This is a genomic window from Rhizobium sp. CB2179, from assembly GCF_057653455.1.
Map to the genome: position 1 here is coordinate 1218538 of NZ_CM172781.1, position 15900 is coordinate 1234437.

General features: G+C 61.6%; 13 protein-coding genes. 7 read left to right on the forward strand and 6 right to left on the reverse strand.

The window, feature by feature from the left end; genetic code table 11:
• Positions 1-159: 159 nt before the first annotated feature.
• Both uvrC and AC244Q_RS06155 read right to left on the reverse strand, forming a co-directional pair.
• Positions 160-2202 (reverse strand): excinuclease ABC subunit UvrC, encoded by a 2043-nt coding sequence (gene uvrC, locus AC244Q_RS06150; protein WP_128405754.1) that lies wholly within the window; start codon positions 2200-2202, stop codon positions 160-162.
• Entirely contained in the window at positions 2199-2966 is a 768-nt protein-coding gene (locus tag AC244Q_RS06155) for an SDR family oxidoreductase (RefSeq protein WP_012756857.1), read from the reverse strand. The genes uvrC and AC244Q_RS06155 overlap by 4 nt, the downstream gene beginning before the upstream one ends.
• A gap of 365 nt (positions 2967-3331) precedes the next feature.
• Between AC244Q_RS06155 and AC244Q_RS06160 the strand changes: the two genes are divergently transcribed.
• The gene (locus AC244Q_RS06160; protein ID WP_012756858.1) at positions 3332-3967 is read left to right on the forward strand and encodes an outer membrane protein; all 636 of its coding nucleotides are present in this window, start codon (positions 3332-3334) and stop codon (positions 3965-3967) included.
• An 85-nt stretch (positions 3968-4052) separates the two neighbouring features.
• Here AC244Q_RS06160 and AC244Q_RS06165 read toward each other — a convergent pair whose 3' ends face one another.
• Both AC244Q_RS06165 and AC244Q_RS06170 read right to left on the reverse strand, forming a co-directional pair.
• Positions 4053-4649 carry a glutathione S-transferase family protein gene (locus tag AC244Q_RS06165; RefSeq protein ID WP_017993546.1) on the reverse strand — a complete coding sequence of 199 codons (597 nt, stop codon included), beginning with the start codon at positions 4647-4649 and terminating at the stop codon, positions 4053-4055.
• A gap of 163 nt (positions 4650-4812) precedes the next feature.
• The gene (locus tag AC244Q_RS06170; protein WP_003547108.1) at positions 4813-5682 is read right to left on the reverse strand and encodes a 23S rRNA (adenine(2030)-N(6))-methyltransferase RlmJ; all 870 of its coding nucleotides are present in this window, start codon (positions 5680-5682) and stop codon (positions 4813-4815) included.
• A gap of 16 nt (positions 5683-5698) precedes the next feature.
• Between AC244Q_RS06170 and AC244Q_RS06175 the strand changes: the two genes are divergently transcribed.
• From AC244Q_RS06175 to AC244Q_RS06185, 3 genes are all read left to right on the forward strand, one after another.
• A complete protein-coding gene (locus AC244Q_RS06175) occupies positions 5699-7903 on the forward strand; it encodes a molybdopterin-containing oxidoreductase family protein (protein WP_017993548.1) in 2205 nt (734 codons plus the stop codon).
• Positions 7900-8493 (forward strand): NUDIX domain-containing protein, encoded by a 594-nt coding sequence (locus tag AC244Q_RS06180; protein ID WP_012756860.1) that lies wholly within the window; start codon positions 7900-7902, stop codon positions 8491-8493. The genes AC244Q_RS06175 and AC244Q_RS06180 overlap by 4 nt, the downstream gene beginning before the upstream one ends.
• A gap of 144 nt (positions 8494-8637) precedes the next feature.
• Entirely contained in the window at positions 8638-9807 is a 1170-nt protein-coding gene (locus AC244Q_RS06185) for an alpha-D-ribose 1-methylphosphonate 5-triphosphate diphosphatase (RefSeq protein ID WP_012756861.1), read from the forward strand.
• Here AC244Q_RS06185 and purN read toward each other — a convergent pair.
• Together purN and purM are read right to left on the reverse strand one after the other, a co-directional pair.
• Positions 9804-10475 carry a phosphoribosylglycinamide formyltransferase gene (purN, locus tag AC244Q_RS06190; protein WP_012756862.1) on the reverse strand — a complete coding sequence of 224 codons (672 nt, stop codon included), beginning with the start codon at positions 10473-10475 and terminating at the stop codon, positions 9804-9806. The two genes, AC244Q_RS06185 and purN, sit on opposite strands and share 4 nt — an antisense overlap.
• A complete protein-coding gene (gene purM / locus AC244Q_RS06195) occupies positions 10472-11545 on the reverse strand; it encodes a phosphoribosylformylglycinamidine cyclo-ligase (RefSeq protein ID WP_128405755.1) in 1074 nt (357 codons plus the stop codon). Before purM ends, purN begins: the two co-directional genes overlap by 4 nt.
• A 246-nt stretch (positions 11546-11791) precedes the next feature.
• Here purM and AC244Q_RS06200 point away from each other — a divergent pair, with 246 nt between their 5' ends.
• From AC244Q_RS06200 to AC244Q_RS06210, 3 genes are all read left to right on the forward strand, one after another.
• Entirely contained in the window at positions 11792-12916 is a 1125-nt protein-coding gene (locus AC244Q_RS06200; protein ID WP_012756864.1) for an AI-2E family transporter, read from the forward strand.
• Positions 12909-13622, forward strand: coding sequence for a DnaA regulatory inactivator HdaA (gene hdaA / locus AC244Q_RS06205; RefSeq protein WP_012756865.1), 714 nt, complete (start codon positions 12909-12911; stop codon positions 13620-13622). Before AC244Q_RS06200 ends, hdaA begins: the two co-directional genes overlap by 8 nt.
• Positions 13623-13687: 65 nt before the next feature.
• Positions 13688-15892 carry an RNA degradosome polyphosphate kinase gene (locus AC244Q_RS06210; RefSeq protein ID WP_012756866.1) on the forward strand — a complete coding sequence of 735 codons (2205 nt, stop codon included), beginning with the start codon at positions 13688-13690 and terminating at the stop codon, positions 15890-15892.
• The last annotated feature ends 8 nt before the right edge of the window (positions 15893-15900 follow it).

Sequence of the window (15900 nt, forward strand, 5' to 3'; positions counted from 1 at the left end):
GCAAAGGACGCTGTAACACTTTAGAATATCCGCATCGAGCTTTCCGAAAGTCGATTCCGATTTTCGGGCCGATGCGGTAGATGACGGCTTTGGCCGCGGACCGTCAACATTCTTTCTGTCTTTTCACCGCCTTTGCGTGGAATTTGCGACGGACGCCGGTTATTTCGCGGCGTCGTCATGGAAATGGTTATAGACCTGCTTGGCGACGGCTTCCGATATGCCTTCCACCGCCATCAGGTCGGACAGGGCGGCGCGCGAAACCGCCTTTGCCGTGCCGAAATGCTGAAGCAGCGCGCGTTTGCGCGACGGGCCGATGCCTCCGATCTCGTCGAGCGGGTTCTTGATCATTTCCTTCTTGCGCCGTGCCCGGTGCGAGCCGATCGCGAAACGGTGCGCCTCGTCGCGCATGCGCTGGATGAAGTAGAGCACCGGATCGCGCGGCGGCAGCGTGAAGCTCTCGCGTCCCGGCGGGAAGAAGCGTTCACGCCCGGCGTCGCGGTCGACACCCTTGGCGATGCCGATCGCCGTCACGCTGTCGGTGATGCCGAGTTCGGCAAGGATGGCGCGCACCGCCGTCATCTGCCCCTGGCCGCCGTCGATGAGGATCACATCGGGCCACGTGGGGAAGGGCATGTCGGCAGCGTCGGGTGTGGCCACCCGCGCCGTCCGGTCAGGAATGCCGTCCTCCTTGATCAGCCGCGAGAAACGCCGCGACATCACCTCCTTCATCATGCCGAAGTCGTCGCCGGGCGTGATGTCGGTCGATTTGATGTTGAACTTGCGGTACTGGTTCTTGACGAAACCTTCCGGCCCCGCGACCACCATGCCGCCGACGGCATTGGTGCCCATGATATGCGAGTTGTCGTAGATCTCGATGCGCTGCGGTGCGTAGGCAAGCCCGAACGTTTCCTTGAAACCTTCGAGCAGCCGCGACTGTGACGCCGTCTCGGCGAGCTTTCGTCCATGCGCCTCGCGCGCATTGCCGACGACATGGTCGACCAGATCCCGCTTCTCGCCGCGCTGCGGCACCAGGATGGAAACCTTGTGGCCGGCCTTTTCGCTGAGTGCTGCGGCGAGCAGCTCCAGTTCCTCGACCGTCTGCGACAGCATGATCTGCTTCGGCACCGGCTTGTCGTCGTAGAACTGCGCCAGGAAGGAATTCAGCACTTCCGCGCTCGAAAGCTGCGGATCGGCCTTCGGGAAATAGGCGCGGTTACCCCAGTTCTGGCCGGTGCGGAAGAAGAACACCTGGATGCAGGAGATGCCGCCCTCATGATGGATGGCGAAAACGTCAGCCTCCTCGACGCCGGCCGGATTGATGCCCTGATGGCTCTGCACATGCGACAGTGCGGCGAGGCGATCGCGATAGATCGCCGCCCGCTCGAAGTCGAGGTCTTCGGCCGCCTGGTTCATCGCCTCGGCCATATGCGACTTCACCTTCTGGCTCTTGCCGGACAGGAAGTCCTTCGCCTCCTGCACCAGTTCGCCGTACCCCCCATCGCTGACCTCGTGGGTACACGGCCCGGAACAGCGCTTGATCTGGTAGAGCAGGCAGGGGCGTGTGCGCGTTTCGAAGACGCTGTCGGTGCAGGTGCGGATCAGAAAGGCGCGCTGCAGCGAGTTGATCGTCCGCCCGACCGCGCCGGCCGAAGCGAAGGGCCCGAAATAGTCGCCCTTTCGCGCTCTCGCACCGCGATGCTTGAAGATCGCCGGCGCCCGGTGGTCGCCGGTGATGAGGATATAGGGAAAGGACTTGTCGTCGCGCAAAAGCACATTAAAGCGCGGCCGCAAGCGCTTGATCAGATTCGCTTCCAAGAGCAGCGCTTCGGTTTCCGTGCGCGTCGTCACGAATTCCATGTTCGCCGTTTGGCGCACCATCTGGGCGATGCGGTTGGAATGCACGCGGCCGACGGCGTAATTGTTGACGCGCTTCTTCAGGCTGCGTGCCTTGCCGACATAGAGCACGTCGCCCTCGGCATTGAACATCCGGTAGACGCCGGGGCTGTTCGGCAGCCGCTTGACGAATTCGCCGATCAGTTCCGCGCCGAGAAGCCCGGTTTCATTGAGGCTGCCCGCATTCCAGTCGACAGCAGCCGCAAGCGGCACGGCGACGGAAGCGTCGCCTTCCACTTCGATATCGTCTTCGCTCTCATCCGTCTCGTCGTAGAGAACGCCGCCATCCGGCAGCTTTCGTCCGTTCATTCCGTAATCTCCGCCACATCGGGCGTCTGCCAGGCAAGGTGCTGGCCGCCGTCTAGGGCAATCATCTGGCCGGTGACCGAGGGCGTGTCGTAAAGGAAGCGAATCGTTTGTCCGAATTCCTCCAGCGCCGGCCCTCGCTGCAAGATAAGGGCTGAGACCTGCGCTTGGAAGTCCTCCATCGCCTGCCGCTCGCTCGGCATCGACGGGCCGGGGCCGATGGCATTGACGCGGATGCGTGGCGCCAATGCCTGTGCAAGTGTCTGCGTCGCCGTCCACAGCGCGGATTTGGAGAGGGTATAGGAATAGAAGCTGGGCCTCAGCGCCCAGACCCGCTGGTCGATGATATTGACGATCAGCCCCGCTGCCTCAGCCGGCATCTGCTGCGCGAAGGCCGCAGCAAGGATAGAGGGCGCACGAACATGCAGGTCGAAGTGCAATGCCCATGTGGCGGCATTGAAACTACGCGCGGAATCATGCTGAAAAACCGACGCATTATTGATGAGCAGATCGACCGGCCCGAGCGCTTCCGACGCCTTCGCGACCAACGCGCCCGTTTCGCCGATATCGGTGAGATCGGCTTGCAGCGCGATCGCTCGATATCCCTTCCGCCGCAATTCCGCCACCAGCTCTTCGGCCTCACCGATCGAGCCGTTCGCGTGGATGGCAACGGAAAAGCCATTTGCAGCAAGGTCTTCGGCGATTGCTCGGCCTATTCTCTTAGCAGCCCCTGTTATAAGGGCCGAGCGAAGTCTTTTGTGGTTCAAAATCGTGCCTTCTGATCCCGCGAGTCTGTCTGCAGACTATATAGGCGCCGACGGTGATTATATAAATAGGCCGTTGCGGTTGCCTCGGGGAGAGGGATATTCTATGTATTATTTAAGAATGCGATTTCTTAAAATAAGTATTTTCAGTTTAACACTTCAGTATGGTTAATGAAGTGTATGTTGCGCCAAAGCAACATCGAATTTCAGCCATGCGGAAGCCACAATGATATCACAATTTGGCTCTTTCAAATCCGCATTTGAGTTCCAATTTCAGCCTCGATCCGGAAGGGACATCTGGCAATATCCCGCCAATGCTTCACTGATAGACAGATGACAAGCGGCGCGGGACTGAAAGGAGACTAAGTATGCGTGTACTCATTGCTGGCCTCATGGCCTCCGTTTTTGCGATTGCCGGCCTCTCGGCAGCTCAGGCGGCCGATGCCGTCGACCAGATTCCGGAAGCACCGGTCGCCCAGGACGCTCCAGTCAAGCCGGCAGGCAACTGGGAAGGCTTTTACCTCGGCGGCGCCGGCACGTACAACATGGGTGACTTCGGTTCCGACCGCCACACCTACGGTTTCGGCGGCCAGGTCTTCACCGGTTACAACTGGCAGCAGGGCCAGATCGTTTACGGTGTTGAATCCGATCTCGGCTACAGCGGCGACGACGTCTCCTCGGGCGGCGTCAAGAACAAGTATGGTTGGAACGGCTCCGTCCGTGGCCGCGTCGGCTACGACATGAACCCCTTCCTGCTCTACGGCACGGCCGGTCTTGCCATCGGCGACGTCAAGGTTTCCGACGACACCTCGGACGAAAGCAAGACGAACTTCGGCTACACGGTCGGCGCCGGCGTCGAAGCCTTCGTGACCAACAACATCACGACGCGCCTCGAATATCGCTACACCGACTACCAGAGCAAGGATTACGACCTCGACTCCGGCAGCTTCTCGCGCGGTTACGACGAGAACAGCGTCAAGCTCGGTATCGGCGTCAAGTTCTAAGCTCGTCGAATATCCGAACATCGAAAAGCCGGGCACGTCGCCCGGCTTTTTGATGTCTGCTCGTTGCTCCAGACGCTGAGCCCGCTCAGCCCTCGGACTTGAGCTCGCTGTGGGCCGGGAATTTCTTGTCGAACTGCAGCTGCCAGTCGATCAGCGGCGCATGATCGGCTTCCCACTGGTCCTTGAAGCGCAGTTCGAGATAATCGAGCGTCGCCGCCAGCGCGAAATGTCCGCCATGGAGCTTCTTGCCTGTTTTCGGCGGATTGGCGCTGAGATGAGCGAGCCCGCTCGTCGCCTTCTTCCACTGCCGGTCTATCCACGGCTGATGGACCTTTTCCTCGTCGCGGAAGCGCCGCTCGTAGACGATCGCCAGCAGGCAATCGCAGATGCCGTCGCAGAGCGCCTCGAGGATTTCCACATCCGTGCGCTTGCCCTTCTTGGAAGGGTAGAGCCCGCCCTTCGTCAGCCGGTCGAAATAATGCATGATCGCCACGCTATCGTATATCGAGACCTCGTCATCGGTCAGCAGCGTCGGGATCTTGCCGAGCGGATTGTTGTCCACCAGGATCGCAGGTCCGGTATTGGTGTCGACCCGGATGGCGTTCAACTCCAGGCCTAGAAAATGCGCGGCCATCCGCACCTTGTTGGAATAGGGTGAGGCGGGCGAACAAAGGAGCTTCATGGGACACCTGATGAGATTGTGGAGCTGCGGCGCGGACTATTCCCGAAGCTAGCGCATAACCCCGAAAATCGGAATCGATTTTCGGAAAGGATTATGCGCAAATTCAAAGTGCTACAGCGTCCTTTGCGCGTCTGAAAAGACGCGCGGCGCTGTAGTTGCCCGGTCAATCGTCCTTGACCGCCTTGTTCTCGCCACGCAGCCAGAAGGCGCGGTGAGAGGCGAAACGGTCTTGCGCCAGATGATCCTTCAATGCGGGCAGCAATTGGTGCAACTCATCCTTCAGCGTGAAGGGCGGGTTGACGATGACGAGGCCTGAGCCCGTCAGTCCCGTAATGCCGCGGTCGCTGCGAACGGCGAGTTCGGCGCAGAGCATTTTCGGGATGTCGAGCGCCTGCAGCGTCTCGTGGAATTCCTTGATCGGCGCGCCCTTTTTCAGCGGATACCACAGGCAATAGGTGCCGCCGGGAAAGCGGCGGTAGGCTTTTTCCAGTCCCTCGGCCAGCCGCTGATATTCGTCCTCTTCCTCGAAGGGCGGATCGACGAGGACGATGCCGCGCTTCTCCTTCGGCGGCAGATGCGCGCCGAGCGCCAGCCAGCCGTCAAGCTCGGTGATGCGGGCATGGTGATCGCCCTCGAACAGCCGGTGCAGCCTGACATAGTCCTCGGGGTGCAGTTCCATCGCCGACAGCCGATCTTGCGGCCGGAACAGCATGCGCGCAAGTTTCGGCGATCCGGGATAGAAACGGATGCCGCCCTGCGGATTGAGTTCGCGGATTGCGGAGAGGTAGGGTTCCAGCAGTTCGGAAACCTGAGGGCCGAGGTCTGCCTCCATCAGCTTGCCGATGCCATCGAGCCATTCGCCGGTTTTCTGCGCTTCTTCCAAGGAGAGGTCGTAGAGCCCGATGCCGGCATGCGTGTCGAGCACGCGGAACCCGCCATCCTTCTTCTGCATGTAGCGGATCAGCCGCGTCAGCACGACATGTTTCAGCACATCGGCAAAGTTGCCCGCGTGATAAATGTGGCGGTAGTTCATTTTTGCTGATGTCCGTATGAATTCGCGTCATGGGGAATTTTTGTGGCTTTTGGCCGTGCAAGCCTTGGAATATACAAATGCCATGAACATTGCGACCCCCATCCACGCCAAATCAGAAAAGCCGGACAACAGGGTGGGCCACACGGCCTGTCCGCATGACTGTCCCTCCACCTGCGCACTGGAGGTCGAGATATCGGAGGATGGCCGCATCGGCCGCGTGCGCGGCGCCAATGACCATTCCTACACGTCAGGCGTCATCTGCGCCAAGGTCGCCCGTTATGCCGAGCGGCTCTACCATCCCGACCGCCTGATGCATCCGTTGCGCCGCGCCGGCGCCAAGGGGGCAGGGCAGTGGCAGCAGATTTCTTGGGACGATGCGCTGGATGAGATCGCCGAAGCCTTTGTGAAAGCCGAGGCAAGGGACGGCAGCGAGGCGGTCTGGCCCTATTTCTACGCCGGTACGATGGGCTGGGTGCAGCGCGATTCCATCGATCGCCTCCGTCATGCCAAGCGTTACTCCGGTTTCTTCTCTTCGATCTGCACCAACCCGGCCTGGACCGGCTTCACCATGGCGACCGGCACGCTGCGCGGTCCCGATCCACGCGAGATGGGCCGCACCGATTGCGTCGTCATCTGGGGCACCAACGCGGTGTCGACGCAGGTCAATGTGATGACCCACGCCATCAAGTCGCGCAAGGAGCGCGGCGCGAAGATCGTCGTCATCGACATCTACGACAATCCGACGATGAAGCAGGCCGACATGGCGCTGATCGTCAGGCCGGGTACCGACGCCGCGCTCGCCTGCGCCGTCATGCACATCGCCTTCCGCGACGGTTACGCCGACCGCGATTACATGGCGAGATACGCCGATGATCCCGCCGGTCTCGAAGCGCATCTGAAAACCAAGACGCCGCAATGGGCCGCTGCTATCACCGGCCTTTCGGTCGAGGAGATCGAAGCCTTTGCCAGCCTCGTCGGCACGACGAAGAAGACCTTCTTCCGCCTGGGTTACGGCTTCACCCGCCAGCGCAACGGCGCGGTCGCCATGCATGCGGCCGCCTCGGTCGCCACCGTTCTCGGCTCCTGGCAATATGAGGGCGGCGGCGCCTTCCATTCGAACAGCGATATCTTCCGCATGAACAGCGCCGAACTGACCGGCCGGTCGATGAAGGATGCCGATATCCGCATGCTCGACCAGTCGCAGATCGGCCGCGTGCTGACCGGCGATGCCGTGGCGCTGCGCCATCGCGGCCCGGTGACGGCTATGCTGATCCAGAACACCAATCCCGCCAACATCGCCCCCGAGCAGCGCCTCGTCAGACGTGGCTTTGCCCGTGAGGACCTCTTCGTTGCCGTCCACGAGCAGTTCCTGACCGAAACGGCCGAGATCGCCAATATCGTCATTCCGGCAACGATGTTCGTCGAACATGACGACATCTACCGGGCCGGCGGCCAGAACCATATCCTGCTGGGGCCGAAGCTGGTCGAGCCACCGCCCACCGTGCGCACCAATCTCTTCGTCATCGAGGAACTGGCCAAACGCCTCGGCGTCGCCGATCGCCCAGGCTTCGGCTTTACCGCCCGCGAGATGGTCGACCGCATCCTCGAATCGAGCGGCCTGCCGGATTACGATCATTTCCTCGAACACAAATGGTTCGATCGCCAGCCCGCTTTCGAGGAAGCGCATTATCTGAACGGCTTTGCCCATCCGGACGGCAAGTTCCACTTTCGCCCGGACTGGATCAATCAGCCGGCGCCGAACAAACCGCCGGCGGCAATCGGCGCGCTCGGTCCGCACGCAGCGCTTCCAGACTTCCCCGATCAGGTCGATGTCATCGAAGTCGCCGATCCCGAGCATCCCTTCCGCCTCGCCACGTCGCCGGCGCGCAACTTCCTGAATTCGAGCTTTTCGGAAACCAAGACCTCCCGGCAGAAAGAAGGCCGCCCTGAAGTGATGATCAATCCGGCCGACGCCGAAGCCAACGGCATCACCCATGGCGATCTCGTCCGCATCGGTAACAGCCGCGGCGATCTGCGCATCCACGCCCGCATCACCACTGAAGTGAAATCAGGCGTGCTGATTGCCGAGGGCCTTTGGCCGAACAAGGCGCATGTCGACGGCGAGGGCATCAACGTCTTGACCGGCGCCGACCCCGTCGCGCCTTATGGCGGTGCGGCCGTGCACGACAACAAGGTCTGGCTTCGCAGGGACGCAGCATGATGCAGCCGAAATCCCGGGTGAAAATCGCCGGCGAGGAAACCCTGTCGAATGGGTGGACGCGGCTGAGCAGCTATCTGCTCGACTATATCGACCGCAAGGGCGCAACCCATCGGTTGAAGCGGGAAGTCTACCACCGCACGCCCGCCGCCTGCATTCTGCTTTATGATCCCAGGCGCGACCTCGTCGTTCTCGTCCGCCAATTCCGCCTCGCCGTTCATCTCAACGGCGATCCCAGCTGGATAATCGAGGTGCCGGCCGGCCTTCTCGACGATGACCATCCCGAAACGGCGATCCGTCGCGAGGCGATGGAGGAGACCGGCTATCGCCTGCGCGAGGCGCGCTTCCTGTTCAAATCCTACACCTCACCGGGTGCCGTCACCGAAGTGGTCCACTTCTTCGCAGCCCTCGTCGACATCGCCGACCGCGTGGCCGAAGGCGGCGGCCTGGACGAGGAGCACGAGGATATCGAAGTCCTCGAGATTCCGCTCGACGAGGCGGCGACGATGATCGAAACCGGCGAGATCTTCGACGTCAAGACGATCGTGCTTCTGCAATGGGCCCTGTTGAACAGGGCAAAGCTGACAGCGTGAATCTGCGGAGCGAGCGCATCGGGTCATTTCCAAAGCGCAAGTTTCCGCTTTAAGATGATACGGCGCGAAATTTCATACGACTGTCACGTAGCAGTTCTATGCGCTGCGGTTTGTCAATCATCGGATGCGGTCAGGAGAAAGCCCATGTGGCTCAGCAATTTCACCCTCGTTCTCCCAAACGAGGTGGTGAGTGAAGGTTCCGTGCGTGTTGAGGGTGGCGTCATCGCCGAGATCCGGCCGGAGCCGGTCGCCGGTGCTGCCATCGATGGCGGCAGGCGGCTGCTGATGCCGGGATTCGTCGATCTCCACGGCGACATGATCGAGCGCGAGATCGCCCCGCGGCCGAACGCGACGATGCCGATCGATTTCGGCATCCACGAACTCGACAAGAAGCTTGCCGCCGCCGGTGTCACCACGGCGTTTGCCGCCGTCTCTTTTGCGACCGAAAGCGTCTACGGCCACGTCCGCTCGCTGGAGACGACATCGGCGGTGATCGAAGGCATCAACCGCCTGCGTGATGATCTGCTGATCGACCACCGCGTCCACGCCCGTTACGAGATCACCAATGTCGGTGCAGCGCCTGCACTCGAACGCCTGCTGAATGCCGATCAGATCGACATGGTCTCGCTTACCGACCATACGCCGGGTCAGGGCCAGTACAACAACCTGCAAAGCTACATCCTTAGCATCTCCGAGCGCCGCGCCATCTCCGAGGAAATGGCGGCGGAGATCGTCGCCAAGCGCATTGCCATGCGCAACAATGCTGACATCGAGGCCAAGCTGAAGGAGATCGTCGCGCTGTCGCTGAAGCACAAGCTGTCGCTTGCCTCGCATGACGATGACAGCGTCGAAAAAGTCGCCGAGATGCACGATCTTGGCGTCACAATCAGCGAGTTTCCGGTCACCGCGCCTGCGGCCGAAGAGGCGCGCCGCCGCGGCCTCTGGACGCTGATGGGCGCGCCGAACGCGCTGCGCGGCCAGTCGATGTCGGGCAATCTCAGCGCGCTCGATGCCGCAAGGGCCGGCCTGCTGAGCGTCATCGCCGCCGATTATCATCCAGCTGCCTTCGTGCCTGGCATTTTCAAGCTTGCCGACATGGTGGACGGCGGCCTGCCGGCAGCCGTTGCCATGGCGACCGGCAATGCGGCCCGTTCCGCCGGCCTGTCGGATCGCGGCGAGATCGCCATCGGCCAGCGCGCCGATCTGGTCGTGGTCGAGCCGGGTGATATCAATCGCATCCGCGCCACCTTCCGCGCCGGCCGCTTCGTCTACAGCGACGGCACGCTGCATCCGTTAAGGGCGCTGGCGGCTTAAGCGCGGTCGCCGATCAGCGAAATAAGCTGGGTCTTGGGTGCGGCGGTCGAAGCCTCCGCGCCGACGGCCTTGCCGCCTTCCATCGTCACACGGCCTTCGGCAAAGAGCCGCAGCGCTTGCGGGTAAATCTGGTGTTCGATGGTGAGCACACGCGCGGCAAGGCTTTCGGCCGTGTCACCGGAAAAAACAGGTACGGCCGCCTGGCCGATCACCGGCCCCTCATCCATGCCTTCGGTGACGAAATGCACCGTGCAGCCGGCGATCCGCATGCCGGCGTCGATCGCCCGCTGATGCGTATGCAGGCCCGGAAATAAGGGCAGCAGGGAAGGGTGGATGTTGAGCATCCGGCCTTCATAACGCTGGATGAACGTCGCCGTCAGCAGCCGCATATAGCCTGCCAGGCAAAGAATATCGGGTTTAAGCTCGTCGAGCGCCGAAAAGATCGCCGCCTCATGCGCGTCCTTGCTGGCGTAGTCCTTGCGGGGAAAAGCGAATGTGGCAATGCCTTCGGCGGCGGCCTTGGCAAGCCCGCCGGCATCCGCCTTGTCGGAAATCACCCCGACGATCTCGGCCGGATAGTCGGCTGCCTTTGCCGCCGCAACCAGCGCCATCATGTTGGAGCCGCTGCCTGATATGAAGACGACGGCGCGTTTGCGCGGCGAACTCATATGGCAAGCGTGCCCTTGTAGACCGTGCCGGCAGCGCCTTCTTCGCGGGCGATCATGCGGCCGAGCGTGATAACTGTCTCGCCCTCGGCTTCGAGAGCCGCGGAAACCGTCGCGACATTCTCGCCGGCAACAACGGCGATCATGCCGACACCGCAGTTGAAGGTGCGCAGCATTTCCTTGGATTCGACGCCGCCCGTCTTGGCGAGCCATGAAAACACCGGCGGCACCTTGACGGCGGCAAGATCGATCTCGGCCGTCAGATGCTTCGGCAGCACGCGCGGAATATTTTCCGGGAAGCCGCCGCCGGTGATGTGCGCCAGCGCCTTGATGGCGCCGGTCTCGCGGATCGCCTTCAGAAGCGGCTTCACATAGATGCGTGTCGGCTCGAGCAGGGCTTCGCCGAGCTTCTTGCCCTCGGCGAACGGCGCCGGTGCATCCCAATCGAGGCCGGACAATTCGACGATCTTGCGCAGCAGCGAGAAGCCGTTGGAATGAACGCCGGAGGAGGCAAGGCCGAGGATCACGTCACCCTCGGCAATATCGCCGGATGGCAGGAGCTTGCCGCGTTCGGCCGCACCGACAGCAAAGCCGGCGAGATCGTAGTCGCCGGAGGAATACATGCCGGGCATTTCGGCCGTCTCGCCGCCGATCAGCGCGCAGCCGGCCTCGCGGCAGCCGGCGGCAATGCCGCCGACGATGGCCGCACCCTGATCGGGGTCGAGCTTGCCGGTCGCGAAATAATCCAGGAAGAACAGCGGCTCGGCGCCCTGTACCACGAGATCGTTGACGCACATGGCGACGAGGTCGATCCCGACGGTGTCGTGATAGTCGGCATCGATCGCGATCTTCAGCTTGGTGCCGACGCCGTCATTGGCGGCGACGAGAACCGGATCGGTAAAACCTGCCGCCTTGAGATCGAAAAGCCCGCCGAAGCCGCCGATCTCGCCGTCGGCGCCGGGACGGCGGGTCGAGCGCACCGCCGGCTTGATCTTCTCGACGAGGAGGTTGCCGGCATCGATGTCGACGCCCGCATCGCTATATGTCAGGCCGTTTTTCCCAGACTGGCTCATGCTGGTCTCCGATGGCTATTTCAGGCGGCAAACGTGCCGCGTCATCTGCCGGTCGCAATTGCATGACAGGGGCTTTTATGCAAGCGCTGCATGGCAAAAGCCCCCAATTTCCCGCGTCTTCTTCCGGCCTTTCCGGGATTTGGCGCGACAGGGTTGACCATCTTTGCGCCTGCATCCTATGTGCTGAATGGCCGCTTCGGATCGCATGCGGCGTTCGGCGGCGGCGAGCGATCAGCGGGGAAGGCAATGCCACAGCAAGTCAGTGGGAACATTCTCAAGCGTCAGATCTTCTTCTGGCTGGCGGCGCTCGTCTTTTTCATCGCCTTCCTTTATGTCTTCAGCTCGATCCTGTTGCCCTTCATCGCCGGCATGGCGATCGCCTATTTCCTCGATCCGGTGGCCGACCGGCTGGAGCGGCTGGGTCTGAGCCGCATGATGGCGACCATCGGCATTCTCGTTGCCTTCGTCATCGTCTTCGCGCTGGCGCTGATGATCCTCATTCCGGTGCTGATCAGCCAGTTCAACGATTTCGCTCAACGTCTGCCGGGTTATATCAGCCAATTGCAGCAGTTCATCACGCAGGCGCAGAATTCGCTGCTGCCGGACTGGGTCGAGAACCAGATGGGCGCGATCAAGGACAATCTCTCCGGCATCCTGTCGGAGGGCATGGGCTTCCTCACCGGGCTCTTTGCGCAGATCTGGAATTCCGGCAAGGCGATCGTCGACGTCATATCGCTGCTTGTGGTCACCCCCGTCGTCGCCTTCTACATCCTGCTCGATTGGGACCGTATGGTCGCCAAGGTCGATCAGTGGATCCCGCGCGATTATGTCAGCGATGTTCGCCAGATCGCCAAGGAGATTGACCAGGCAATCGCCGGTTTCATTCGCGGCCAGGGCTCGCTCTGCCTCATCCTCGGCATCTATTATGCCGTCGGCCTTTCTCTCGTCGGGCTGAATTTCGGCCTGCTGATCGGCCTCTTCGCCGGCATGATCAGTTTCATTCCCTATGTCGGCTCGATGGTTGGCCTCGTGCTCGCCATCGGCGTGGCGCTTGTGCAGTTCTGGCCCGATTATCCGTGGATCGGGCTGGTGCTCGTCGTCTTCTTCAGCGGTCAGTTCCTCGAGGGCAACATTCTGCAGCCGAAGCTCGTCGGCTCCAGCGTCGGCCTGCATCCGGTCTGGCTGATGTTTGCGCTGTTTGCCTTCGGCGCGCTCTTCGGTTTCGTCGGGCTTCTGGTTGCGGTGCCGGCGGCTGCGGCCGTCGGCGTCCTTGTTCGTTTCGCGCTTTCGCGCTACCTTCAGAGCGATCTTTATTTTGGCGGGTCGCCCAGTGGCCGCGCCCGGAAGACGAAATCAGTTCCCAATGAATGACGTGAAGAACGCTGATCCGAAGCGCAAGGCCGGAGAGCAGCTGCCGCTGGTCTTTTCGCACGATGCCGCAAGCGGGCGCGACGACCTGCTGATTTCGGAGCGTCTTGCCGCCGCCGTTTCGATCGTCGATGCCTGGCCGGCATGGCCGTCGCCGGTCGTCGTGCTCGCCGGCCCCGTCGGCTCCGGAAAATCGCATCTCGCCCGCATCTGGCGGGAATTGAGCGGCGCCGTCGACATCCATCCCGAGCTTGGCTCCGACGCCGCAATTGCTGCCGCCGCCGGCCCGGTGCTGTTCGAGGATGCCGACCGCCTCGGCTTCGACGACAACGCGCTCTTCCACGTCATCAACAGCGTCCGCGAAAACGGCACCAGCCTGTTGATGACCAGCCGCCTCTGGCCGATGTCGTGGCCGGTTTTGCTGCCCGATCTGCGCTCGCGCCTGAAAGCGGCAACCGTCGTCGAGATCGGCGAACCCGATGAGGCGCTGTTGTCGCAGGTGATCGTCAAGCTCTTTGCCGACCGGCAGCTTTATATAGATGACAAACTCGTGCTCTATATCGTTGTCAGGATGGAGCGGTCGCTGAACGCGGCCCAGACGATCGTCGAAAGGCTTGACCGGCTGGCCCTGTCGCGGGGCACGAAAATCACCCGGTCTCTTGCTGCCGAAGTATTGAATGAATTGGGAAATTCGGAACCGGCCGATTGACTGTCACAGTTCCGTCGTCAAACTGATATAATTGCCTTTGCGGTTGATAACGGGGTAAGCGGACCATGGATAGTGCAGTCGCAGAACAGCAGGAACTTACTCCTGAGATCAACGACAACGTCCCGCCGCTGGAAGAGCTGCTCAAGAGCCCCGAACGCTTCATCAACCGGGAGTTCTCCTGGCTGCAGTTCAACCGCCGTGTTCTGGAAGAGACTTTGAATACCGAGCATCCGCTGCTCGAGCGCGTCCGCTTCCTGTCGATCTCCGCCGCCAACCTCGATGAATTCTTCATGGTGCGTGTCGCTGGCCTCGAGGGTCAGGTGCGCCAGAACATCGTCATCCGCAGCCCCGACGGCAAGACGCCGGCCGAGCAGCTCGACTCGATCCTGCAGGAGATCGACCATCTGCAGATGGAGCAGCAGGCCTCGCTCGCCGTCCTGCAGCAATATCTCGCCAAAGAAGACATCCTGATCGTGCGTCCCGGCGCCTTGAGCGATGCCGACCGCCAATGGCTGGCCGCCGAATTCGAACAGGCGATCTTCCCTGTTTTAACGCCGCTATCGATCGATCCCGCCCATCCATTCCCGTTCATTCCGAACCTCGGCTTCTCGATCGGTCTGCAGCTGGTCAGCAAGAATGGCCGCGAGCCGATGACGGCGCTGCTGCGCCTGCCGGTGGCACTCGACCGCTTCGTCCGCCTGCCGGATGATGGAAACACCATCCGCTACATCACGCTCGAAGATGTCGCCAACATCTTCATCCACCGGCTCTACCCGGGTTACGAGGTGCAGGGCTCCGGTACGTTCCGCGTCATCCGCGACAGCGATATCGAAGTCGAGGAAGAGGCCGAGGATCTCGTCCGCTTCTTCGAAACGGCGCTGAAGCGGCGCCGTCGCGGCAAGGTCATCCGCATCGAGACCGACTCGGAAATGCCGGCGTCGCTGCGTCAGTTCGTCGTTCAGGCGCTCAATATCCCTGATAATCGCGTCGCCGTTTTGCCGGGCCTTCTGGCATTGAACACCCTGTCCGAGATCACCAAGGCGCCGCGCGAGGATCTCAGGTATGCGCCCTACAATGCGCGATTTCCCGAGCGTGTTCGCGAGCATGCCGGCGACTGCTTCGCCGCCATTCGCGAAAAGGACATGGTCGTCCACCACCCCTACGAATCTTTCGACGTGGTGGTCCAGTTTCTGCTCCAGGCTGCGCGCGATCCTGATGTCCTGGCGATAAAGCAGACGCTTTATCGCACCTCCAACGACAGCCCGATTGTCCGCGCGCTGATCGACGCCGCCGAAGCCGGCAAGTCGGTGACGGCGCTGGTCGAGCTCAAGGCTCGCTTCGACGAAGAGGCAAATATCCGCTGGGCGCGCGATCTCGAGCGCGCCGGCGTGCAGGTCGTCTTCGGCTTCATCGAGCTCAAGACCCACGCCAAGATGTCGATGGTCGTCCGGCGCGAGGAAGGCAAGCTGCGAACCTATTGCCACCTCGGAACGGGCAACTACCACCCGATCACCGCGAAGATCTATACAGACCTCTCCTATTTCACTTGCAATCCGGTGATCGCCCACGACATGGCGAATATCTTCAACTTCATCACCGGCTACGGCGAGCCCGAACAGGGCATGCAGCTCGCCATCTCGCCCTATACGATGCGCCCGCGCATCCTGCGCCACATCGAGGAAGAGATCCAGCACGCCAGGAACGGTGCGCCTGCCGCGATCTGGATGAAGATGAACGCGCTTGTCGACCCCGACATCATCGATGCGCTCTATCGCGCCAGCCATGCCGGCGTCGAGATCGATCTCGTCGTGCGCGGCATCTGCTGCCTGCGCCCGCAGGTGCCCGGCCTTTCGGAAAAGATCCGCGTCAAGTCGATCGTCGGCCGCTTCCTCGAACACAGCCGCATCTTCTGCTTCGGCAACGGTCACGGCCTGCCATCCGACAAGGCGCTGGTTTACATCGGTTCGGCCGACATGATGCCGAGAAACCTCGATCGCCGTGTCGAAACCATGGTTCCGCTGACGAATCCGACCGTTCACGAGCAGGTCTTGTCACAGATTATGCTCGGCAACGTGATTGACAATCAACAAAGCTACGAGATATTGCCCGACGGTACGTCGCGACGCATGGAAGTGCGCAGGGGCGAAGAACCGTTCAATGCGCAGCAGTATTTCATGACCAATCCGAGCCTGTCGGGCCGTGGTGAAGCTCTGAAGTCCAGTGCGCCGAAGCTGATCGCCGGCCTGCTCGAAGGCCGCAACAACAAGTAAAACTGGAC

What these genes read in the sequence shown, in the direction of transcription:
- AC244Q_RS06185 (WP_012756861.1), top strand. Translation starts at nt 8,638, where the DNA reads ATGTGGCTCAGCAATTTCACCCTCGTTCTCCCAAACGAGGTGGTGAGT.
- AC244Q_RS06210 (WP_012756866.1), top strand. Translation starts at nt 13,688, where the DNA reads ATGGATAGTGCAGTCGCAGAACAGCAGGAACTTACTCCTGAGATCAAC.
- AC244Q_RS06180 (WP_012756860.1), top strand. Translation starts at nt 7,900, where the DNA reads ATGATGCAGCCGAAATCCCGGGTGAAAATCGCCGGCGAGGAAACCCTG.
- uvrC (WP_128405754.1), bottom strand. Translation starts at nt 2,202, where the DNA reads ATGAACGGACGAAAGCTGCCGGATGGCGGCGTTCTCTACGACGAGACG.
- purM (WP_128405755.1), bottom strand. Translation starts at nt 11,545, where the DNA reads ATGAGCCAGTCTGGGAAAAACGGCCTGACATATAGCGATGCGGGCGTC.
- AC244Q_RS06175 (WP_017993548.1), top strand. Translation starts at nt 5,699, where the DNA reads ATGAATTCGCGTCATGGGGAATTTTTGTGGCTTTTGGCCGTGCAAGCC.
- AC244Q_RS06160 (WP_012756858.1), top strand. Translation starts at nt 3,332, where the DNA reads ATGCGTGTACTCATTGCTGGCCTCATGGCCTCCGTTTTTGCGATTGCC.
- hdaA (WP_012756865.1), top strand. Translation starts at nt 12,909, where the DNA reads ATGAATGACGTGAAGAACGCTGATCCGAAGCGCAAGGCCGGAGAGCAG.
- AC244Q_RS06170 (WP_003547108.1), bottom strand. Translation starts at nt 5,682, where the DNA reads ATGAACTACCGCCACATTTATCACGCGGGCAACTTTGCCGATGTGCTG.
- AC244Q_RS06165 (WP_017993546.1), bottom strand. Translation starts at nt 4,649, where the DNA reads ATGAAGCTCCTTTGTTCGCCCGCCTCACCCTATTCCAACAAGGTGCGG.
- AC244Q_RS06200 (WP_012756864.1), top strand. Translation starts at nt 11,792, where the DNA reads ATGCCACAGCAAGTCAGTGGGAACATTCTCAAGCGTCAGATCTTCTTC.
- purN (WP_012756862.1), bottom strand. Translation starts at nt 10,475, where the DNA reads ATGAGTTCGCCGCGCAAACGCGCCGTCGTCTTCATATCAGGCAGCGGC.